Source organism: Micromonospora sp. M42 (assembly GCF_000568915.1).
GTDB classification, from domain to species: domain Bacteria; phylum Actinomycetota; class Actinomycetes; order Mycobacteriales; family Micromonosporaceae; genus Micromonospora; species Micromonospora chalcea.
This window is the reverse complement of sequence record NZ_KK037233.1, coordinates 2,689,915-2,710,301: the sequence shown is the minus strand read 5'-3', so window position 1 is coordinate 2,710,301 and position 20,387 is coordinate 2,689,915. Positions and strand designations below refer to the sequence as shown.

Sequence of the window (20,387 nt, the reverse complement as noted above, 5' to 3'; positions counted from 1 at the left end):
CCCGCCCGGGGCCCAGGTGGACCAGGACGGACCGACCTGGAAAACTGGAACGCCGGAGGTGGAGTCGTGAGCACAGAGGTTCTCGAGCGTCCCGAGCTGAAGGACGCGGACACTGGTCCGGAGATGTTCCACTACGTCCGTAAGGAGAAGATCGCTGAGAGTGCCGTCATGGGCACCTTCGTGGTCGCGCTCTGCGGCGAGACGTTCCCGGTCACCAAGGCGGCCAAGCCCGGCTCGCCGGTGTGCCCGAAGTGCAAGGAGATCTACGACTCGTACGCCGAGTGACAGCGGGCGGCTCCGCCGCCCCTCGACGTAACCTGCGGCGGTGACCACCTCCACCGCCCTGCTTGTCGCCGACCTCACCGGCGTGGCGGTCTTCGCCGCCTCCGGCGCCTCCGCGGCGGTGGCGAAACGGCTCGACCTGTTCGGCGTCGTCTTCGTCGGCGTGGTCGCCGCGCTCGGCGGAGGAATCTTCCGTGACCTGGCGATCGACGAGGTGCCCCCGCTGGCGTTCGCCGACTGGCGGTACGCCGCCACCGCGTCCGTCACCGCCGCCGCCGTGTTCTGGCTTCACCCGCAGCTCGCCCGGCTGCGCACCACGGTGCTGGTGCTCGACGCCGCCGGCCTCGGCCTGTTCACCGTCATCGGCACGCTCAAGGCCCTCGACGCCGCCGTGCCGCCGGTCGGCGCCTGCATGATCGGCATGCTCACCGCGATCGGTGGCGGGCTGGGCCGCGACCTGCTCACCGGCGAGATCCCGGTGGTGCTGCGCCGGGAGATCTACGCCCTCGCCGCGCTCGCCGGCGCGGTCACCGTGGCGCTGCTGTCGGCGTCCGGACAGGCGACCGCCGTGCCGCTCACCGCCGCCGCCCTGCTCGTGTTCGGGCTGCGCCTGATCGCGCTGCGCCGGCGCTGGTCCGCGCCGGTGGCGACGCTGCGGCCGCCGCGCACCGGCACCCGGGGACCACTGCCCTGACCCGCTTCCCACCGGGGTGGGCGGATGTGACAGGCGTGGCGTCGAGTGGGGCGTACGGCCCGCGCTGGTTATGCTGAGTCCGCCTTCGCGGCACCGGATGCGCGAGGGCGTTTTCATGGGCGGCGGCTCCCGTGGCCCCGGTCGGGCCCGCCGCCGTCCGCGGCGGAGAGGAGCTACGCGTGCCACCGCGGATGCCGGCGCTCGACACGTTCCCGCCCCTGCGCGCCTGGCAACGCAAGGCGCTCGTGGAATACCTGCGCCGCCGGACCGAGGACTTCACAGCGGTCGCCACGCCCGGCGCCGGTAAGACCACGTTCGCGCTGCGCATCGCCGCCGAGCTGCTCGCCGACGGCACCGTCGAGGCGGTCACCGTGGTCGCGCCGACCGAGCACCTGAAGACCCAGTGGGCGCAGGCCGCCGCCCGGGTCGGCATCCAGCTCGACGCCGCGTTCCGCAACGCCGACCTGCACTCCGCCGCCGACTTCCACGGCGCGGTGGTCACGTACGCGCAGGTGGGCATGGCGCCGCAGGTGCACCGGCGGCGCACCATGACCCGACGCACGCTGGTCATCCTCGACGAGATCCACCACGCCGGCGACTCGCGTACCTGGGGCGACGGCGTCAAGGCGGCCTTCGAGCCCGCGGTACGCCGGCTGATGCTCACCGGCACGCCGTTCCGCTCCGACGACAATCCGATCCCGTTCGTCAGCTACGAGCGCGGCGGCGACGGGCTGCTGCGCTCCCGCGCCGACTCGGTCTACGGCTACTCCGACGCGCTGCGCGAGGGCGTGGTCCGGCCGGTGCTGTTCCTGGCGTACTCGGGGGAGACCCGGTGGCGCACCAACGCCGGTGAGGAGCTGGCGGCCCGCCTCGGCGAGCCGATGACGCAGGACCTGATCGCCCAGGCGTGGCGTACCGCGCTGGACCCGGCCGGCGACTGGATGCCGCAGGTGCTGCGCGCCGCCGACGCCCGGCTCAGCGTGCTGCGCGACAACGGCATGCCCGACGCGGGTGGCCTGGTCATCGCCAGCGACCAGCAGGTGGCCCGCGCGTACGCGAAGCTGCTGGAGCAGGTGACCGGTGAGAAGGCCGCCGTGGTGCTCTCCGACGACCAGGGCGCGTCCGCGCGGATCGCGACGTTCGCCGCCTCGCAGCAACGGTGGCTGGTAGCGGTGCGGATGGTGTCCGAGGGCGTCGACATCCCCCGGCTCGCGGTCGGCGTGTACGCGACGAGCGCCAGCACCCCGCTGTACTTCGCGCAGGCGATCGGCCGGTTCGTCCGGGCCCGCCGTCCCGGCGAGACCGCGTCGGTGTTCCTGCCCAGCGTGCCGCACCTGCTGGGGCTGGCGAGCGAGATGGAGGCCGAGCGGGACCACGTGCTCGGCAAGCCGAAGGACCGCGAGGGCTTCGACGACGACCTGCTGGAGCGCGCCCAGCGCGACGACGGCGCCAGTGGCGAGCTGGAGAAGCGCTTCGCCGCGCTCTCCGCGACCGCCGAGCTGGACCAGGTCATCTTCGACGGCGCGTCGTTCGGCACCGCCGCCCAGGCCGGTACGCCGGAGGAGGAGGAATATCTCGGCCTGCCCGGTCTGCTCACCGCCGACCAGGTCTCGCTGCTGCTGACCAAGCGGCAGGCCGAGCAGCTCGCCGCGCAGAAGCGCCGGGCCGCCCAGCGGACCGCTGAGCCGGCCGCTGCGGCCCCGGCGGCGGCGCCCCCACCGATGAGTGCCGCCCAGCGCCGGGTGGCGCTACGGCGGCAGCTGAACGCTCTGGTGGCCGCCCGGCACCACCACACCGGCCAGCCGCACGGCAAGATCCACGCCGAGCTGCGCCGGATCTGCGGCGGCCCACCCAGCGCGCAGGCGACGATCGAGCAGCTCGAAGAGCGCATCGCCACCGTGCAGACCCTGTAAGGAAGGGCCCCCTGTTAACGCCTCCGGTAGAGCAGGGGCCCCTTCTTAACACCGGGCGGCGCAGGCGGCACCGGCACGAAAAACCGGCCGGAGGCGACCCGTGTGGGTGCCTCCGGCCGGTTATGTCGTGATGTGGATTCCTGTCGGACCTCAGTTCGCCATGAGATCGGCGCCACGCCAGCTGAACTCCGGGTCCGACGCGTAGCGCACGGTGATCTTCACGAGATCCTCCGCGTACTTGTTCGCGTGGTGCCCACAGAACACCAGCTCACTCCCACCCGCCAGAGTGATCCGGAGCTTGCCGGCAGCATTGCAGCGGTCGCACCGTTCATCGGCGGCCGGGGGGCTCACCGTCTCGGGCGGCGGCGTGAGGGTCGGGGTCATCGCCTTCCTCCTCTGGTCGTCACCGATGAACACTCTCTTCGGTTGCTCACCTATCGTGCAACACCCATCTCGGGCCCTGCCTTCCCTGTGTGCCCGCGGGGGACCGAGGTCACACATGGCGTGGGGGACAGTGTGCCGTGCACCAAGGGTGCCACGTCAACGATCACAAACAGGCAACCGATCGATCACTGATGAGTGTTCTACGGCTGGTGATCAAACCGGCACGAATTGTTGACGTACGCGGTCAGTCCAGGTAGTCGCGGAGCACCTGGGAACGCGAGGGGTGCCGCAACTTGGACATGGTCTTCGATTCGATCTGCCGGATGCGTTCCCGGGTCACGCCGTACACCTGGCCGATCTCGTCCAGGGTGCGCGGCTGACCGTCGGTGAGGCCGAAGCGCAGGCGCACCACGCCCGCCTCACGCTCGGACAGCGTCTGGAGGACCTGCTGGAGCTGGTCCTGCAGCAGCGAGAACGACACCGCGTCGACGGCGACGACCGCCTCGGAGTCCTCGATGAAGTCGCCGAGCTGGCTGTCACCCTCGTCACCGATGGTCTGGTCGAGCGAGATGGGCTCCCGGGCGTACTGCTGGATCTCCAGCACCTTCTCCGGTGTGATGTCCATCTCCTTGGCCAGCTCCTCCGGGGTGGGCTCGCGGCCCAGGTCCTGGAGCAGCTCGCGCTGGATCCGGCCGAGCTTGTTGATCACCTCGACCATGTGCACGGGGATGCGGATGGTGCGGGCCTGGTCGGCCATGGCGCGGGTGATGGCCTGGCGGATCCACCAGGTGGCGTAGGTGGAGAACTTGTAGCCCTTGGTGTAGTCGAACTTCTCGACGGCGCGGATGAGGCCGAGGTTGCCTTCCTGGATGAGGTCGAGGAAGGCCATCCCGCGACCGGTGTAGCGCTTGGCCAGCGAGACCACCAGGCGGAGGTTGGCCTCCAGCAGGTGGTTCTTGGCGCGCTCGCCGTCCCGGGAGATCCACATCAGGTCGCGCTGCAGGTCGCGGACCAGCTTCTCCTCGCCCTCGTCGGCGGCGCGCAGCCGCTCGGCGGCGTAGAGGCCGGCCTCGATCCGCTTGGCCAGCTCGACCTCCTGCTCGGCGTTGAGCAGCGGAACCTTGCCGATCTGCTTGAGGTACGCCCGCACGGAGTCGGCGGAGGCGGTCAGCTCGGCGTCCCGGCGCGCCTGCTTGAGCGCCTCGGACTCCTCGTCGTCCCACTCGAAGTCGTTGTCGGTGGCGGAGCTGGCCGCGTCGGCCTCGGCGGCCTGGGTCAGCTCGGCCGGCTCCTCGACCACCACGTCCTCGATCTCGGCGGCCAGCTCCTCCGGGTCGATCTCGCCCTCGGGGCCCTCCGCCTTGCCGCCGGCCTTCCCCGGCTTCGCCGCGGCGGTCTTGGCGGCCACCGTGGCCTTGGTGGCGCGGGTCGCCTTGGTGGCCTTCGCCGGGGCGGCGGCCTTGGCGACGTCGGCCGTGGTGGCCTTGCGCGCGGTCGCCTTCCTGGGGGCCGGGGCGGCGGGCGCCTCCTCGGCGGCCGGCGCCTGCTTCGGGGCGGGCGCGGCGGCCTTCTTCGTGGTCTTGGCGGTGGTCGCGCGGGAGGCCGGGGTGGCGGACCGGGCGGCGGCGACGCGGCGGCGGGTGCTCGCCGAGCCGTCCACCACCACCGTCACGCCCGCCTCGGAGAGCGCGCGGAGGATCTTCTTGGCCTGGGCCGGGGTCACCTCAGCGGACTCGACGGTGCGCGCGAGCTGGGCCGACGTGAGCTGACCGCCGGCGCTCTGCGCGTGGGCGATCAGGGTGTCGGTGAGCGAGCGAACGTCGGCGCCGGTCTGGCGGGGATCTGTCACGAAGACCTTCCGGAGGCGAAAAGAGCGAGCACGGCCGGGTCGTCCGGCGCAGCATGGGACGGCCGTGCCGGGCGAGTCGTTGAGGACCCCCGTGTCCCGGGCCGTCCGGTCGCTGGCGGTCCGTGGCGCGTGGGCAGGGTGAAATTGTAACGCCGTCTGCCGCGATCATCCCGCGCCGCACGGCGGACCGGCGGTCCGGGACCCGCCGAAATCGGCGCAGAATGTGGACTTTGTAAGGATGATACCCGCGCACGGGTGGGCCGGTCCCGATCGTGCGGGAAGGGGACAAACATGATCACCGCGACGCCTACGGCGCGGGAGTTGCTCACGATCGCGGTCGAGGTGGCCCGGGAGGCCGCCGCCACCGCGTACCGGATGCGGGTCGAGGGTGTCTCGGTGGCCGCGACGAAGAGCACGGTGACCGACGTGGTCACCGCCGCCGACCGGGCGGTGGAGCGGCAGGTGCTGGCCGCGCTGCGGCAGCGGCGGCCGGGCGACGCGGTGCTGGGCGAGGAGTACGGCGCGGGGGAGACCGGCCCCGCCGGCGCCGACGGGGTGCGCTGGATCCTCGACCCGATCGACGGCACCGTCAACTACCTGTACGGGCTGCCCTACTGCGCGGTCTCGCTGGCCGCTGAGGTGGCCGGCGAGGTGGTCGCCGGGGTGGTCCGCAACGTCGTCACCGGCGAGGAGTGGACCGCGACGCTCGGCGGCGGCGCCTGGCGCGACGGGCAGCGGCTGAGCGGCTCGACCGCGACCGATCTCGGCCAGGCGCTCGTGGCCACCGGCTTCGGCTACGACGCCGGCCGCCGGGCCCACCAGGCGCGGGTGGTGACGGAGCTGATCCCGCACATCCGGGACATCCGCCGGATGGGCGCCGCCGCGCTCGACCTCTGCCTGGCCGCCGAGGGGCGGGTGGATGCGTACTACGAGAAGGGCCTGGCCGACTGGGACCTGGCCGCCGGCGGGCTGGTCGCCCGGGAGGCCGGGCTGCTGGTGACCGGCCTGTCCGGCCGCCCGGCCGGACCGGACCTGGTGCTCGCCGCGCCGCCGGCGCTGCACGGGCCGCTGCACGCCCGGCTGGTCGACCTGGACGCCTCCGGCGGGCCGTGACCTGCCCCGCACACGCGACAGGGCGGCCCTCCCGGAGGAGGACCGCCCTGCGTCGTCGGGCCGCCGGCCGCCTACTTCTCGACCGGCTTCGGGCAGGTCTCCGGCGGCGCCTGCGGGGCGCCCAGGTCGCCGAGCGACTGGTTGACCTCGGTGGTGGTGGCGAGCTGCTGGAACTGGTTGCCCAGGACCACGTCGACCACGTCGTCCTTGCGGTTCGCGTCGAACTTCTGGCTGGCCTCGTTCAGGAAGTACGCGCGCAGCAGGTGCGCCGACCCCACGGCGTTGGGCCCGAACCGCAACTCGGCCACGCCGTCGAACGCCTTCTTCTCGTTGCCGACCTTCTTGACCTGGAACTTGCGGTTGCGGAAGTCGTCCGCGACGCTGCCGGCCCGGCCGGCCTCGTCGGTGGCGTTGTAGACGTTGATCTTGACGTCCTTCTGCTCCCGCAGCCGCAGGTCGACCAGCGGCCAGCCGTCCGGGCAGGCGGCCGCCGTACCGGCTGTGCCCTGACTGTCCTTCAACACGGCGACGACCACGACGACCAGGGCGACGACCGCCAGCAGTCCGACGACAACGAGTGCCCGCACTCGCGCAAAACTCATCCTGGGCGCTCCCCGGACAGTGATTGGGTGGTGGCGGGCGACGCGGTCGGGCCGCGACCGGTCGGCCGTCCAGTACGCCGCTGAGGTTAACCGTTGTCCGGCTCAGGCGTGGAAACAGTCCGACATACCGGCGCGCCACGCGGTGAACCGGTAGGACTACCCCTATCTTCGTGTCGCCTGAGTCACATTGGGAACAACTTCGGGCGCCGAGGCGTACATCTCCCCCGCGAGGGCGGTATACATGCCTCGCCCACAGGGGGGGTAAGGTTCCGCGCTCACCGGGGGCATTTCGCACCGGCGAGCCCGGCCCACCGCTCGTCGGGTCGGGTGCCCGACAGAGATGGTGGCCGGTCAGGGGAACCGAAACGGCGTCGTCCGGCGTTACAACCGGCAGCGACAATATCGATATTGGAGAGTGAAACCGATGGCCACCGACTACGACGCCCCGCGTCGCGACGAGGTCGACCTCGGCGAGGACAGCCTCGAAGAGCTCAAGGCCCGGCGGGTCGACTCACAGTCGGGCGCCGTGGACGTCGACGAGGCCGAGGTGGCCGAGAGCTTCGAGCTGCCCGGCGCCGACCTGGCCGACGAGGAGCTCACGGTCAAGGTCCTTCCGATGCAGCAGGACGAGTTCCGGTGCGCCCGCTGCTTCCTGGTCCACCACCGCAGCCAGCTGGCGGTCGAGCGCAACGGCGACCTGATCTGCCGCGAGTGCGTCTGATCCCGACCGGGGACACCGGCGGCGGCCTCCTCGACGGGGCCGCCGCTGTTCGAGCCGCCGCCGTGCGCCGGTGGCCGGTTGCTGCTTGACTCGTTACGGGCGGCTGCCACGCCGCGCGGAGCAAGGAGGGCGGACGGGTGAGCGAGCGCAGCGAGGGGACCGGCGCCGACCGGACCCCGGCTCCAGCGGCGAGACCGGCGCCGACCGGGCCGGATGCGACACCGACCGGCTCCGCCGTGCCCGCACCTGGCGGCTCGACCGTGCCGCCGGCCTCCACCGAACTCGCCGCGACGGCGGCCACTACCGGCTCCGGTTCGACGTCCGGTGAGCCGGGCGCGGACGCCGGGGAACTCGGCGCGACGGTCGCCGCCCTGACCGCCGACGACATCGCCCCGGCCCGCCGGCGGCAACTGCTGACCCGGCTGGTCGGGCAGGCCCGCGCCCGGGGGATCACCGACCTGTTCAAGCCGCGGGCGGCGGTGCGCTGGATGACCGACACGGTCGCCGAGATCGCCCCGCACGTGCCGATCCGCGACCTCGCCACGCTGCGGCGGCACTTCCCCGGCCTGGACGACGACGCGCTCGCCGACCGGCTGGTCCGCAACGCGTCCCGGGCCACCGCCGGGGTCGGCGCGGCCGGCGGCGGAGTGGCAGCCGTCGAGTGGGCGGTGACGCCCACGCTGCTCTCCGCCCCCGTCCTGCTGGCCGCCGAGACGGTCGCGGTGGTGGCGATCGAGCTGAAACTCATCGGCGAGCTGCACGAGGTCCACCGGGTGCCGCTGCCGGCCGGCGGCACCGGCCGCGCGGTGTCGCTGGTGCAGTCCTGGGCCACCCAGCGCGGGGTCAACCCGATGATGCCGGGCGTCGGAGTGAGCGCGGTGCTCGGCACCGCCGCCCGCCGCGAGCTGCGGGACAGTCTGATGCGCCGATTCGGGCGCAACCTCACCACGCTCGGGCCGTTCCTGACCGGCGCCGCCGTGGCCGGCTACCTCAACCGTCGGCCACCCGCGGCTCGGCGAGCAACTGGCAAGGACCTGCGGGGACCGCCCGGGCACTGCCGGACAAGCCGTCCTGACCGGCGGCGGACCGGCCGTTCGCGGGCGGCGTCGGGTCAGGCCGCCTCGGGGCGGCGTCGGATCAGGCCGCGTCGCGGGCGGCCAGGACGGCGACCGCCAACTGGACCGGGTGCCGGGTGCTGACCACCCAGAACGGGGTCGGGTCCTCCGGGTCGTCCAGCACCACCTGCACGGCGCCGTCGATCCACGGACGCTGCACCACGAAGGCCAGCGGGTCGGAGCCGACGCCGAGCACCTCGCGCCGGCCGGCCGCGTCCAGCGGCACCACGTCCGCGACGTACCGCACCGGGAGGTGGGCGTCGTCCACCCGCCGCTCGCCGTCGCGCACCTCGACCCGGATCCGGCCCAGCCACCACAGGGCGGCCACCGTTTGCGGGGATTAGCAGCACGAACGGCAGCCAGGCGCGGACGCCGGTCGCGCCCATCCACAGTTCGACGCGAGCAGCGCGGCCGCGGCAGTCCGAGCGGCCAGGCCCACCAGGGCAGACCGAGGCGCTCCGCGTACGGCGCGGCGGTGGCCGGCGGCGCGGCCGGAGATGACGACTGACGCACACTGACGAGGGTACGGCGCGTCGCGGGCCCGGCAACCGGCAGGATGACAGGGCACCCCCGCAGGACCGGACGGAAGAGGATGACCGTGACAGACGTCGTACCCGTGCCCGTGCGACTGCTCGACCCGGAGCTGCCGCTGCCGGCGTACGCCCATCCCGGTGACGCCGGCGCGGACCTGGTGGCCGCCGCGGACGTCGAGCTGCCCCCCGGCGGCCGGGCCCTGGTGCCCACCGGCGTGTCGGTGGCGCTGCCCGACGGGTACGTCGGGCTGGTCCACCCCCGATCCGGTCTGGCGGCGAGGCTCGGCGTGACGGTGCTCAACGCGCCCGGTACGGTCGACGCCGGCTACCGGGGTGAGATCCTGGTCAACCTGATCAACCACGATCGGGACATGCCAGCCAAGATCAGCCGGGGCGACCGCATCGCGCAACTGGTGGTCCAGCGGGTCGCCCGGGCCGAGTTCCGGCCGGTGGCCGAGCTGCCCGCGTCCCGGCGTGGCACGGGCGGGCACGGGTCCACCGGCGGGCACGCCGGCCTGGTCCCGGCGCCGTCCGGCGGGCAGAGCGAAGAGGTGGCAGGGTGAGTGCGAACAGCGGAGGGTGGGCGCAGTGATCTTCTCCCGGAAGCGGGCCGACGAGGCGCGTGACAATGGGGTCCTCGACGCCGAGGAGACCCCGTCGGCGCCGGACCGCGGACCGTACGACGTCAGCGAGGCCCCCGACGCGCCCCGGCTCGACCTGGGCAGCCTCCAGATCCCGGCGGTGCCGGACGTGGAGGTGCGCGTCCAGGCCGACCCGCAGGGCGTGATCCAGCAGGTGGTGCTGGTGCACGGGCAGAGCGCGCTGCAGCTCGGCGTCTTCGCCGCGCCCCGCTCCGAGGGCATCTGGGACGAGGTGCGCGAGGAGATCCGCCAGTCGCTCGTCGCCGACGGCGCCACCGTCCAGGAGGTCGACGGGGAGCGCGGTCCCGAGCTGCGCGCCCGGGTGCGTACCCCGGACGGCCCGACCGACCTGCGCTTCGTCGGCATCGACGGCCCGCGCTGGATGGTGCGCGGCGTCTTCCAGGGCCTCGCGGCCACCGAGGCGGCCACCGCCGGGCCGCTGACGGCCTGCCTGGACGGCCTGGTGGTCGACCGCGGGCAGGAGGCCAAGCCGGTGCGCGAGCCGCTGCCGCTGCGGCTGCCCCGCGAGGTCGCCGAGCAGCAGGCCGCCGCCGAGCAGCAGGAGGTCTGATCCACACGTGCCCGGGCCCGGCGTCGAACGGCGCCGGGCCCGCGGCGTGCCGGCGTCCCGGGCGGCGGTACGCGTACCACGGCGCTCCCGCCGGCGGGCCGTGTCGGCGTACGCTGGCGGGACGGTTCCGCCACCAGCGGGGCCCCGCTGTGGAGAGGGTGACGCGGAGGTCATGACGACCGACGAGAGCCGGGGGTCGCTGCGGCGGCTCCTGCACCGGCTCACCGCCAGCGAGGCCGAGATCGAGGCGCAGGAGCTGCGCCGGGAGAGCGCCGAGTCCGGCGGCACGCCGGCCCGCCAGTGCAACAGGGGCCAGGTGGTGTCGGTGGCCGGGCGGCTGCGCACCGTCGTCTACACGCCGCGGACGAACCTGCCCACGCTGGAGGCGGACCTCTACGACGGCACCGACGTCGTCACGCTGGTCTGGCTGGGCCGTCGGCACATCGCCGGTATCGAGCCGGGCCGGCACCTGACCGCGCGCGGCCGGGTGGCGGTGCGTGACGACCGCAAGGTGATCTACAACCCGTACTACGAGCTGGAGTCGCCGAAGTGACGACCGGACAGCAGCACACCCCGTCGGGTCTCGGCCCGCAGGACGAGGAGCGGCTGCCCAGCCTCGCCGAGCAGATGGCCGACCAGCTCGGCGGATGGCGCGGGCTGGTCGAGTCGAGCATCCCGGTGGTGGTCTTCGTGGTCGCCAACGTGATCGGCGAGCTGCGCCCCGCCGTGTACGCCTCGGTGGCGGTGGCGCTGCTGATCGCCGGCCTGCGGCTGGCCCAGCGCAAGCCGGTGCGGCACGCGGTGAACGGCCTGTTCGGCGTCGGCATCGGCGCGCTGCTGGCCCTGCGTACCGGCGACGAGCGCGACTTCTACCTGCCCGGCATCCTCTACGGCATCGGCTACGGCCTGGCGCTGCTGCTCTCGGCCGCGATCCGGCAGCCGCTGGTCGGCTGGATCTGGTCGGTGCTGGTCGCCAAGGGCCGCTCCGAGTGGCGCGACGACCCCAGGCTGGTCCGCACCTTCACCCAGCTCACCGTGCTGTGGGGCGTGGTGTGGCTGGCCAAGGTCGGCGTACAGGCCGGGCTCTACCTGGCCCACCAGGACACCGCGCTGGGCGTGGCCCGGCTCGCGCTGGGCTACCCGCCGTACGCGCTGCTGTTGCTGATCACCGTCTGGGTGGTCCGCCGGGTCACCCGGGAGGGCGCGCCCACCCCGCTGCCGGGCGCCTGAGGCCGCTTCAGGAACGGTGGCGGTCCGCGCTGGCCGGGCCGAGGATCACCGCGCGTACGTCGTCCTCCACCGCGGCGGTGCAGACGAACACCAGCTCGTCGCCGGCCTCGATCGGGTCGTCCGGGGTGGGGACCAGCACCCGCTTGCCGCGCACGATCGCCACCAGCGCCGCGTCCCGGGGGATCGGCACCGCGTGGATCGCCTGCCCCACGTAGGGCGCGGTCGGCGGCAGGGTGATCTCGACCAGGTTCGCCTCGCCCTGCCGGAACGTCATCAGCCGGACCAGGTCGCCGACGGTGACCGCCTCCTCGACCAGCGCCGCCATCACGCGCGGCTTGCTGACCGCGACGTCGACGCCCCACTGCTCGGTGAACAGCCACTCGTTCTCCGCCCGGTTGACCCGGGCCACCACGCGGGGCACCGCGAACTCGGTCTTGGCCAGCAGCGACACCACGAGGTTGACCTTGTCGTCGCCGGTGGCCGCGACGACCACGTCGCACCCGGCCACGTCGGCCTCCTCCAGGCTGGCCAGCTCGCACGCGTCGGCGAGCACCCAGTCGGCGGCGGGCACCCGGTCGGGCCGCAGCATCTTCGGCTGCCGCTCGATCAGCATCACCTGGTGGCCGTTGTCGATCAGCTCCTGGGCGATCGAGCGGCCCACGTTGCCGGCGCCGGCGATGGCGATCCGCATGGCTCAGTGCCCCCCTTCCGGCGGCGCCGCCGCCACCGACGTGACCGGGCCGTTGATGTCGTCGGTCACCAGCATGAAGACCTGGTCGCCCTCCTGCACCACGGTGGAGGCGGTGGGCAGGGTGCCGATGCCGAACCGGTTCAGGTAGGCCACCCGGGCGCCGGCGGCCTGCTCCAGCTGCCGCAGCGGCCGGCCGATCCAGTCCTTGTGCACCGGCACCTCCATGATCGACACGGTGCTGGTCGGGTCGCGGAAGATCTCCACGTTGCCCTCGGGGACCAGGTGGCGCAGCATCCGGTCGGCCGTCCACCGGACGGTCGCCACGGTGGGGATGCCCAGCCGCTCGTAGACCTGCGCCCGGCGCTGGTCGTAGATGCGGGCCGCGACCCGGGACACGCCGAACGTCTCCCGCGCCAGCCGGGCCGAGATGATGTTGGAGTTGTCACCGCTGGAGACCGCCGCGAACGCGTCGGCCCGCTCGATGCCGGCCTGGCGCAGCACCTCGCCGTCGAAGCCCGCGCCGGTCACGGTGATGCCGGCGAAGTCCGGCCCGAGACGGCGGAACGCGTCCGCGTCCTGGTCGATCACCGCCACCGAGTGGCCGCGCGACTCCAGGCTGTGGGCCAGGGTCGACCCGACCCGGCCGCAGCCCATGATCACCACATGCACGGTGTCCGCTCCTCCCACGGCGCCGCCCGCCGACCCGTCGCCTGCGAGCCTGCCACGTCCCCCTGCCGGACGGGGGACCGAACCGTACCGCGCGGACGCACGCGGGGGAGATCGACCACCCCTGCGCCCCGGATCCGGTGGTCGTACGCTTGGCGGTTGTGGCCCGACCCACCTCGCTGCTGAAGCGACTCCTCCTCGGTCGACCGTTCCGGTCCGACCGCCTGCAGCACACGCTGCTGCCGAAGCGGATCGCGTTGCCGGTCTTCGCCTCCGACGCGCTCTCCAGCGTGGCGTACGCGCCGGATGAGATCCTCCTGACGCTGTCCATCGCCGGCGCCTCGGCGTTCTTCTTCTCGCCGTGGGTCGCGCTCGCGGTCGTCGTGGTCATGCTCACCGTGGTGGCGAGCTACCGGCAGAACGTGCACGCCTACCCCTCCGGCGGCGGCGACTACGAGGTCGCGACGGTCAACCTCGGCCCCAAGGCCGGCCTGGCGGTGGCGAGCGCGCTGCTCGTCGACTACGTGCTCACCGTCGCCGTCTCGGTCTCCTCCGGCGTGGCGAACCTCGGCTCGGTGGTGCCGTTCGTGGCCACCCACAAGGTGCTCATCGCGGTCAGCGCGGTGGTGCTGCTCACCGCGATCAACCTGCGCGGCCTGCGCGAGTCCGGCACCGCCTTCGCCATCCCCACGTACGGCTTCGTGATCGTCATCGGCGGCATGCTGCTGACGGGGCTGGTCCGCGTCTTCGTGCTCGGCGACGACCTGCGCGCGCCGAGCGCCGGCCTGGAGATCCAGGCCGAGCACAGCGTCACCGGGTTCGCGCTGGTGTTCCTGCTGCTGCGCACGTTCTCGTCGGGCTGCGCGGCGCTCACCGGCGTGGAGGCGATCTCCAACGGCGTACCCGCCTTCAAGGCCCCGAAGTCGAAGAACGCGGCGACCACGCTGCTGCTGCTCGGCGGCATCGCGGTCACCATGCTGGTCGGCATCATCTGGCTGTCCCGGCTCACCGGCCTGCAGTTCGTCGAGGACCCGAGGACGCAGATCGTCTCCGGCCCGGTCGACTACGTGCAGAAGACGGTGACCGTGCAGCTCGGGGAGACCGTGTTCGGCGGCGGCTCGGTGCTGCTCTACGTGGTCGCCGGGATGACCGCGCTGATCCTGTTCCTGGCCGCCAACACCGCCTTCAACGGCTTCCCGGTGCTCGGCTCGATCCTCGCGCAGGACCGCTACCTGCCGCGCCAGCTGCACACCCGAGGCGACCGGCTGGCGTTCTCCAACGGCATCCTGTTCCTGGCCGTCTTCGCGGTGGTGCTGATCATCGGCTTCCAGGCCGAGGTGACCAAGCTCATCCAGCTCTACATCGTCGGGGTGTTCGTCTCGTTCACGCTCTCCCAGGCCGGCATGATCCGGCACTGGAACCGGCACCTTCGCAACGAGCGGGACCCGGAGGCGCGCCGCCGGATGCTGCGCTCCCGGGCGATCAACACGTTCGGCATGGTGATGACCGGCGTGGTGCTGGTCATCGTGCTGGCCACGAAGTTCCTGCTCGGGGCGTGGATCGCGATCGTCGCGATGGCGGTGATGTACGTGGTGATGCTCGGCATCCGCCGGCACTACGACCGGGTCGCGGAGGAGCTGGAGCCGACCGAGCAGCGGGGCGTGCTGCCCGCCCGCAACCACGCCATCGTGCTGGTCAGCAAGCTGCACAAGCCGACGCTGCGGGCGGTCGCGTACGCCCGGGCGACCCGGCCGGACACGCTCACCGCGGTCACCGTGAACGTGGACGAGCAGGACACCCGGGAACTGCAGGCCGACTGGGAGCGCCGCGAGCTGCCGGTGCCGCTCACCGTGATCGACTCCCCGTACCGGGAGATCACCCGGCCGATCCTCAACTTCGTCGCGTCGGTGCGCCGGGAGTCGCCGCGCGACGTGGTCACCGTCTTCATTCCCGAGTACGTGGTGGGGCGCTGGTGGGAGAACCTGCTGCACAACCAGAGCGCGCTGCGGCTCAAGGGGCGGCTGCTGTTCGAGCCGGGCGTGATGGTGACGAGCGTGCCCTGGCAGCTCGCCTCCACCGCCAGCAAGAACCTGGACCGCCTGGACGCCACGCTCAGCCGGGGTCCGGCGCGCGGCCCCCGGGTGGCGCCGCAGAGCACGCTGCCGCCGCCGGTGGCGTCCACCCCGTCCGCGCCGTCCGCGCCCTCCACGCCGTCCGCGCCCTCCGCCGAGCGGGAGGAGCGGCCGTGAGCGCCGACGAGCGTCCCGGTCCGGTGCCGACGGCGGAACGCCCCGGATTGGAGGAGGCCGAGCGGGTCGAGCTGACAGTCGACGCGGTCGCGCCGGGCGGGCACTGCGTGGCCCGCGTCGGCGGGCAGGTGGTCTTCGTCCGGCACGCGCTGCCCGGCGAGCGGGTGATCGCCGAGGTGACCGAGCTGCACCGGGGCTTCGCCCGCGCCGACGCGGTGGAGATCCTGGACGCCGCACCGGACCGGGTCGCCCCGCCGTGCCCGTACGCCCGGCCGGGCCGGTGCGGCGGCTGCGACCTCCAGCACGTCGCCCCCGCCGCCCAGCTCGACTGGAAGCTCGCCGTGGTGCGCGAGCAGCTCACCCGGCTGGGCGGCCTCACCGCGGAGCAGATCGACGCGCTCGGCGTACGCGTCGAGGCGCTGCCCGGCGGGCCGCTGGGCTGGCGTTCCCGGGTCCGGTACGCGGTCGACGCGGCCGGGCGGGCCGGGCTGCTCAAGCACCGCTCGCACGAGGTGGTGCCGATCGAGCGGTGCCTGATCGCGCACCCGGCGATCCAGGAGCTGCCGGTGCTCCCGCCGACCGGCGCCCGCTGGCCCGACGCCGACGCGGTGGAGACCGTCGCCAGCACCGGCGGGGACGTCGCCGTGGTCGCGTACGCCGAGGGGGTTCCGACGGCGGTGAGCGGGCCGGAGCGGGTCCGGGAGACGGCGGCCGGGCGGTCCTTCACGCTGCCCGCCTCCGGGTTCTGGCAGGTCCACCCGGCGGCGGCGGACGCGCTGACCGGCGCGGTGCTCGACCTGCTCGACCCGCAACCGGGCGAGACGGCCTGGGACCTGTACGGCGGCGCCGGGCTGTTCGCCGCCGCGCTCGCCGAACGGGTCGACGGGGCCCGGGTGACGCTCGTCGAGTCCGCGCCGGACGGCGTGGCCGCGGCCCGGGAGAACCTCGCCGACCTGCGCGGCGTCGAGGTGGTCGCGGCGCGGGTGGAGACCGCGCTGGCCCGGCGCCGGATCACCGGCCCGGTCGACCTGGTGGTGCTCGACCCGCCGCGCTCCGGCGCGGGCGCGCCGGTGGTCCGCGACGTGGTGGCCGCCGGGCCGCGCGCGGTCGCGTACGTGGCGTGCGACCCGGCCGCCTTCGCCCGGGACGTCCGCACGTTCCGCGAGGCGGGGTGGCGGCTGGCCGAGTTGCGCGGGTACGACCTGTTCCCGATGACCCAGCACGCGGAGCTGGTCGGCCTGTTCCTGCCCGCGCACGGCCCCGGCCCCGCGCGTTAACAAGGGGCCCTTTTACTACCGGATCCGTTAAGAAGGGGCCCTTCCTTGCGCATCGTCGGGCTGATGTCGGGCACGTCCTACGACGGCGTGGACGTGGTGGCCGCCGAGTTCACCGCCGACGGCGACACGCTGCGGCTGCGGCCGCTCGGGCACCGCGAACTGGCGTACCCGGACGACCTGCGGGCCGAGATCGGCGCGCTGCTGCCCCCGGCGGCCACCACCATCGAGGCGGTCTGCCGGCTGGACAACCGCCTCGGCGAGGTGTTCGCCGAGGCGGCGGCGGCCGGCGTCGAGCTGGCCGGGGGCGCTGCCGACGCGGTCGTGTCGCCCGGGCAGACGGTCTTCCACTGGGTCGAGGCGGGCCGGGTTCGCGGCACGCTCCAGCTCGGCGCGCCGGCCCGGGTGGCCGCCCGGGTGGGCGTACCCGTGCTGCACGACCTGCGCTCGGCGGACGTGGCGGCCGGCGGCCAGGGCGCGCCGCTGGTCCCGGCGTTCGACGCGCTGCTGCTCGACCCGGCTGCCGGCCCACGTGCGGCGTTGAATCTCGGCGGGATCGCGAACCTCACCGTGGTCGCGCCCGGCGCGCCCGTCCTCGGGTACGACGTGGGCCCGGCCAACGCGCTGCTGGACGCCGCCGCCCGGCGCTTCCTGGACCGGCCCTGCGACGTCGACGGAGCGCGGGCCGCGGCCGGGCGGGTGCACGAGGCGCTGCTGGCCCGGCTGCTCGCCGAGCCGTACTACGCCGCGCCGCCGCCCAAGTCGACAGGCAAGGAGCTGTTCCACGGCGGCTACCTGGACGCGGCGCTGGCCGCGCTCGGCGAGCCGGTGGCCGCCGACGACGTGCTGGCCACGCTCACCGAGCTGACCGCCCGCACGGTGGCCGACGCCTGCGACCGGCACCGGGTCACCGAGGTGGTGGCCGCCGGCGGGGGAGTGCGCAATCCCACACTCCGGGCGCGGCTGGCCGCGCTGGGCGCGGGACGCTGGCGGCTGCGCACCACCGACGAGCTGGGCGTACCCGCCCAGGCCAAGGAGGCGTACGCGTTCGCGCTGCTCGGCTGGCTGTCCTGGCACGGCCTGCCGGGCGCGGTGCCGTCGGTGACCGGCGCGTCCCGGGCCACCGTGCTCGGCTCCTGGACGCCGGCCGGCCCGTCCGCCGCCGCGCCGCGCCCACCCGCGCCCCGGCGGCTGGTGGTCGACGCCTGACCTGGGTCGATACACGGCCGGGCTGCGGACTGTCGCGCGGCCGATAGACTCTCCGGTCATGAGTGTTGAAGAGGGCACGGCCAACCACGGTCGGCTGCTGGGCACCGTCCGCGGCCCGCAGGACGTGAAGCGGATGACCGCCGAGCAGCTGGACATCCTCGCCGCCGAGATCCGTGACTTCCTGATCGCCAAGGTCTCCCGCACCGGCGGCCACGTCGGCCCCAACCTGGGTGTGGTCGAGCTGACCCTGGCGATGCACCGGGTCTTCGACTCCCCCCGCGACCGGCTCCTCTTCGACACCGGCCACCAGGCGTACGTACACAAGATCCTCACCGGCCGGCAGGAGGGCTTCGACAAGCTCCGCCAGCGCGGTGGCCTCTCCGGCTACCCCAGCCAGGCGGAGAGCGAGCACGACCTGATCGAGAACTCGCACGCCTCCACCGCCCTGTCGTACGCCGACGGCCTGGCCAAGGCGTATGCGCTGCGCGGCGAGAAGCGCTCAGTGGTGGCCGTGGTCGGCGACGGCGCGCTCACCGGCGGCATGTGCTGGGAGGCGCTGAACAACATCGCCACCGCCGGCAACCCGCTGGTGATCGTCGTGAACGACAACGGCCGGTCCTACTCGCCGACCATCGGCGGCCTCGCCGACCACCTGTCGTCGCTGCGGCTCAACCCCGGCTACGAGAAGGTGCTCGACACCGTCAAGGACGCGCTGGGCAACACCCCGTTCGTCGGCAAGCCGATGTACGAGGTGCTGCACGCGGTCAAGAAGGGCATCAAGGACGCGGTCGCCCCGCAGGCCATGTTCGAGGACCTCGGCATCAAGTACGTCGGCCCGGTCGACGGCCACGACGTGCCGGCCGTCGAGGCGGCGCTGCGCGCGGCCAAGAACTTCGGCGGCCCGGTGATCGTGCACGCGGTCACCCGCAAGGGCTACGGCTACCGTCCCGCCGAGGACGACGAGGCCGACTGCCTGCACGGCCCCGGCGCGTTCGACGCTGAGACCGGCAAGCTGCTCGCCGTGCCGTCGGTGAAGTGGACCAACGTCTTCGCCGACGAGCTGGTCGCGATCGCCGACGAGCGGCCCGACGTGGTCGGCATCACCGCCGCCATGGCCGAGCCCACCGGCATCGCCACGTTGGCCCGCAAGTACCCGGAGCGGGTCTACGACGTGGGCATCGCCGAGCAGCACGCGGCCACCTCCGCCGCCGGCCTCGCCATGGGCGGGTTGCACCCGGTGGTGGCGGTCTACGCCACGTTCCTCAACCGCGCGTTCGACCAGGTCCTGCTGGACGTGGCGATGCACAAGCTGCCCGTCACGTTCGTGCTGGACCGCGCCGGCATCACCGGCCCCGACGGGCCCAGCCACTACGGCATCTGGGACATGTCGGTCTTCGGCGTGGTGCCCGGCCTGCGGATCGCCGCGCCCCGCGACTCGGCCACGCTGCGTGAGGAGCTGCGCGAGGCGATCGCCGTGGACGACGGCCCGACCATCCTGCGCTTCCCGACCGGCACCGTCGCCGCCGACCTGCCGGCCGTACGCCGGGTCGGCCCGGTCGACGTGCTGGCCGAGTCGGCGCGTACCGACGTGCTGCTGGTGGCGGTCGGCTCGTTCGCCGGCCTCGGTGTCGAGGTCGCCGCCCGGGTCGCCGAGCAGGGGTACGGCGTGACTGTGGTCGACCCGCGCTGGGTGCGCCCGGTGCCGGCCGAACTGGTCGAGCTGGCCGCCGGGCACCGGCTCGTGGTCACCGTGGAGGACGGCGTGCGCATCGGCGGCGTCGGCTCCGCGCTGGCGCAGGCGATGCGCGACGCGGACGTCCGGGTGCCGGTCAAGGACATGGGCGTACCGGCCGACTGGCACCCGCACGGCAGCCGCGCCCAGATCCTGGCCGACCTGCGGCTGACCGCGCAGGACGTGGCACGCGACGTCACCGGCTGGATCTCCAGCCTCGACGCCGCCCCGGTCGACCCGGCCGCGAACGGAGCCCGAGCCCAGAGCTGACCCCGCTCTCCGTCGCGCCCGCCCGCCCGCGTCGATCTTGCACTTGCTGCCCTCCTGATGTCGGCTTCGCCCGATAAGGGAGGGCCGCAACCGCAAGATCGCTGGATGTCTTGTGTCGAGGGAGGGGCGGTGGAGATTCGGGAGGCCGGGCTCGGGGATCTTTCGGGGATCGTCGAGTTGCACAGCCGGGCGCGGGTCGCCTACTACGGGGCCGGTGGGTTGCCGACCGAGGAGATCCTCACTCCGGAGCTGGCCCGGGAGCAGCGGGAGGGCTGGGCGGCGGCAATCACCTCGGCGCGCAAGCAGGTGCGAGTCGCCATCGTGGACGGTGTCCTGGCCGGGGTGCTGGCCATGGGTCCGCCGCACTCGTCCGACCTGGATCCGCGGACGACCGCGCAGCTCTACCAGATCCACGTCGATCCGGGACTCTGGGGTCGAGGCGTGGGTGGCGCGCTGCACGCGCTGTTCGTGCGTCACCTGGCGGACGAGGGGTTGGCGCTGGGCGTGCTGGAGGTGTGGGAGCGCAACACCCGGGCCCGCGCGTTCTACACCCGCCACGGTTGGCGCCCCGACGGCACCTCCCGCCCCGGCCCGGCCCGAACCCCCTACGTAGGCATGCAGCTGACCCACCCTTAGCCCGTCGCTTAG

Annotated in this window: 20 protein-coding genes and 1 pseudogene; 15 read left to right on the top strand and 6 right to left on the bottom strand. The window is 73.5% G+C overall.

Annotated features, from left to right (window positions below):
* Positions 1-66: 66 nt before the first annotated feature.
* The 3 genes from MCBG_RS12180 (at position 67) to MCBG_RS12170 (ending at position 2,889) form a co-directional block, all read left to right on the top strand.
* A complete protein-coding gene (locus MCBG_RS12180) occupies positions 67-285 on the top strand; it encodes a DUF3039 domain-containing protein (RefSeq protein ID WP_030502976.1) in 219 nt (72 codons plus the stop codon).
* A gap of 40 nt (positions 286-325) precedes the next feature.
* Positions 326-976, top strand: a complete 651-nt coding sequence (locus MCBG_RS12175) for a trimeric intracellular cation channel family protein (RefSeq protein ID WP_043325688.1) — start codon at positions 326-328, stop codon at positions 974-976.
* Positions 977-1,167: 191 nt separating this feature from the next.
* A complete protein-coding gene (locus tag MCBG_RS12170; RefSeq protein ID WP_043325686.1) occupies positions 1,168-2,889 on the top strand; it encodes a DEAD/DEAH box helicase in 1,722 nt (573 codons plus the stop codon).
* Positions 2,890-3,039: 150 nt separating this feature from the next.
* Here MCBG_RS12170 and MCBG_RS12165 read toward each other — a convergent pair whose 3' ends face one another.
* Together MCBG_RS12165 and MCBG_RS12160 are read right to left on the bottom strand one after the other, a co-directional pair.
* A complete protein-coding gene (locus tag MCBG_RS12165; RefSeq protein ID WP_013284786.1) occupies positions 3,040-3,273 on the bottom strand; it encodes a DUF7455 domain-containing protein in 234 nt (77 codons plus the stop codon).
* A 244-nt stretch (positions 3,274-3,517) separates the two neighbouring features.
* Positions 3,518-5,122, bottom strand: a complete 1,605-nt coding sequence (locus MCBG_RS12160; RefSeq protein ID WP_043325685.1) for an RNA polymerase sigma factor — start codon at positions 5,120-5,122, stop codon at positions 3,518-3,520.
* Between the two features lie 291 nt (positions 5,123-5,413).
* Here MCBG_RS12160 and MCBG_RS12155 point away from each other — a divergent pair, with 291 nt between their 5' ends.
* On the top strand, positions 5,414-6,235 hold the full coding sequence (locus tag MCBG_RS12155; protein ID WP_043325683.1) for an inositol monophosphatase family protein: 822 nt from the start codon (positions 5,414-5,416) through the stop codon (positions 6,233-6,235).
* Between the two features lie 71 nt (positions 6,236-6,306).
* Here MCBG_RS12155 and MCBG_RS12150 read toward each other — a convergent pair whose 3' ends face one another.
* Positions 6,307-6,822 (bottom strand): LytR C-terminal domain-containing protein, encoded by a 516-nt coding sequence (locus tag MCBG_RS12150; protein WP_181373764.1) that lies wholly within the window; start codon positions 6,820-6,822, stop codon positions 6,307-6,309.
* A gap of 439 nt (positions 6,823-7,261) precedes the next feature.
* On the opposite strand from MCBG_RS12150, the gene MCBG_RS12145 reads away from it, so the two are divergent.
* Both MCBG_RS12145 and MCBG_RS12140 read left to right on the top strand, forming a co-directional pair.
* Positions 7,262-7,558: a DUF4193 domain-containing protein gene (locus tag MCBG_RS12145; protein WP_013284790.1), complete on the top strand. Its 297-nt coding sequence runs from the start codon at positions 7,262-7,264 to the stop codon at positions 7,556-7,558.
* A gap of 236 nt (positions 7,559-7,794) precedes the next feature.
* Positions 7,795-8,757, top strand: a complete 963-nt coding sequence (locus tag MCBG_RS12140; RefSeq protein WP_369799301.1) for a hypothetical protein — start codon at positions 7,795-7,797, stop codon at positions 8,755-8,757.
* Here MCBG_RS12140 and MCBG_RS12135 read toward each other — a convergent pair.
* Positions 8,696-9,186: pseudogene (locus tag MCBG_RS12135) on the bottom strand (DUF3093 domain-containing protein). The gene MCBG_RS12140 and the pseudogene MCBG_RS12135 sit on opposite strands and share 62 nt — an antisense overlap.
* An 85-nt stretch (positions 9,187-9,271) precedes the next feature.
* Between MCBG_RS12135 and dut the strand changes: the two are divergent.
* The 4 genes from dut (at position 9,272) to MCBG_RS12115 (ending at position 11,648) form a co-directional block, all read left to right on the top strand.
* Positions 9,272-9,769 (top strand): dUTP diphosphatase, encoded by a 498-nt coding sequence (dut, locus tag MCBG_RS12130; protein WP_181373763.1) that lies wholly within the window; start codon positions 9,272-9,274, stop codon positions 9,767-9,769.
* Positions 9,770-9,794: 25 nt separating this feature from the next.
* On the top strand, positions 9,795-10,418 hold the full coding sequence (locus MCBG_RS12125; protein ID WP_043325677.1) for a DUF3710 domain-containing protein: 624 nt from the start codon (positions 9,795-9,797) through the stop codon (positions 10,416-10,418).
* Between the two features lie 172 nt (positions 10,419-10,590).
* On the top strand, positions 10,591-10,971 hold the full coding sequence (locus MCBG_RS12120) for an OB-fold nucleic acid binding domain-containing protein (RefSeq protein WP_043325675.1): 381 nt from the start codon (positions 10,591-10,593) through the stop codon (positions 10,969-10,971).
* Positions 10,968-11,648: a DUF3159 domain-containing protein gene (locus MCBG_RS12115; protein WP_043325672.1), complete on the top strand. Its 681-nt coding sequence runs from the start codon at positions 10,968-10,970 to the stop codon at positions 11,646-11,648. The genes MCBG_RS12120 and MCBG_RS12115 overlap by 4 nt, the downstream gene beginning before the upstream one ends.
* Before the next feature lie 7 nt (positions 11,649-11,655).
* Here the strand turns inward: MCBG_RS12115 and MCBG_RS12110 are convergent, their stop codons facing one another.
* Together MCBG_RS12110 and MCBG_RS12105 are read right to left on the bottom strand one after the other, a co-directional pair.
* Positions 11,656-12,339 carry a potassium channel family protein gene (locus tag MCBG_RS12110; protein WP_043325670.1) on the bottom strand — a complete coding sequence of 228 codons (684 nt, stop codon included), beginning with the start codon at positions 12,337-12,339 and terminating at the stop codon, positions 11,656-11,658.
* A gap of 3 nt (positions 12,340-12,342) precedes the next feature.
* Positions 12,343-13,008 carry a potassium channel family protein gene (locus tag MCBG_RS12105; RefSeq protein ID WP_043325668.1) on the bottom strand — a complete coding sequence of 222 codons (666 nt, stop codon included), beginning with the start codon at positions 13,006-13,008 and terminating at the stop codon, positions 12,343-12,345.
* A gap of 158 nt (positions 13,009-13,166) precedes the next feature.
* Here MCBG_RS12105 and MCBG_RS12100 point away from each other — a divergent pair, with 158 nt between their 5' ends.
* The 5 genes from MCBG_RS12100 to MCBG_RS12080 all read left to right on the top strand — a co-directional run bounded on the left by MCBG_RS12100 (position 13,167) and on the right by MCBG_RS12080 (position 20,375).
* On the top strand, positions 13,167-15,254 hold the full coding sequence (locus MCBG_RS12100) for an APC family permease (RefSeq protein WP_043325667.1): 2,088 nt from the start codon (positions 13,167-13,169) through the stop codon (positions 15,252-15,254).
* Positions 15,251-16,531, top strand: a complete 1,281-nt coding sequence (locus MCBG_RS12095) for a class I SAM-dependent RNA methyltransferase (protein ID WP_051611185.1) — start codon at positions 15,251-15,253, stop codon at positions 16,529-16,531. The genes MCBG_RS12100 and MCBG_RS12095 overlap by 4 nt, the downstream gene beginning before the upstream one ends.
* 45 nt (positions 16,532-16,576) lie before the next feature.
* Positions 16,577-17,737: an anhydro-N-acetylmuramic acid kinase gene (locus tag MCBG_RS12090; RefSeq protein ID WP_043325665.1), complete on the top strand. Its 1,161-nt coding sequence runs from the start codon at positions 16,577-16,579 to the stop codon at positions 17,735-17,737.
* A gap of 58 nt (positions 17,738-17,795) precedes the next feature.
* Positions 17,796-19,739, top strand: a complete 1,944-nt coding sequence (dxs, locus tag MCBG_RS12085) for a 1-deoxy-D-xylulose-5-phosphate synthase (RefSeq protein WP_043325664.1) — start codon at positions 17,796-17,798, stop codon at positions 19,737-19,739.
* A gap of 129 nt (positions 19,740-19,868) precedes the next feature.
* Complete coding sequence (locus MCBG_RS12080; RefSeq protein WP_223201199.1) at positions 19,869-20,375, top strand: GNAT family N-acetyltransferase; 507 nt, start codon at positions 19,869-19,871, stop codon at positions 20,373-20,375.
* Positions 20,376-20,387 lie beyond the last annotated feature (12 nt).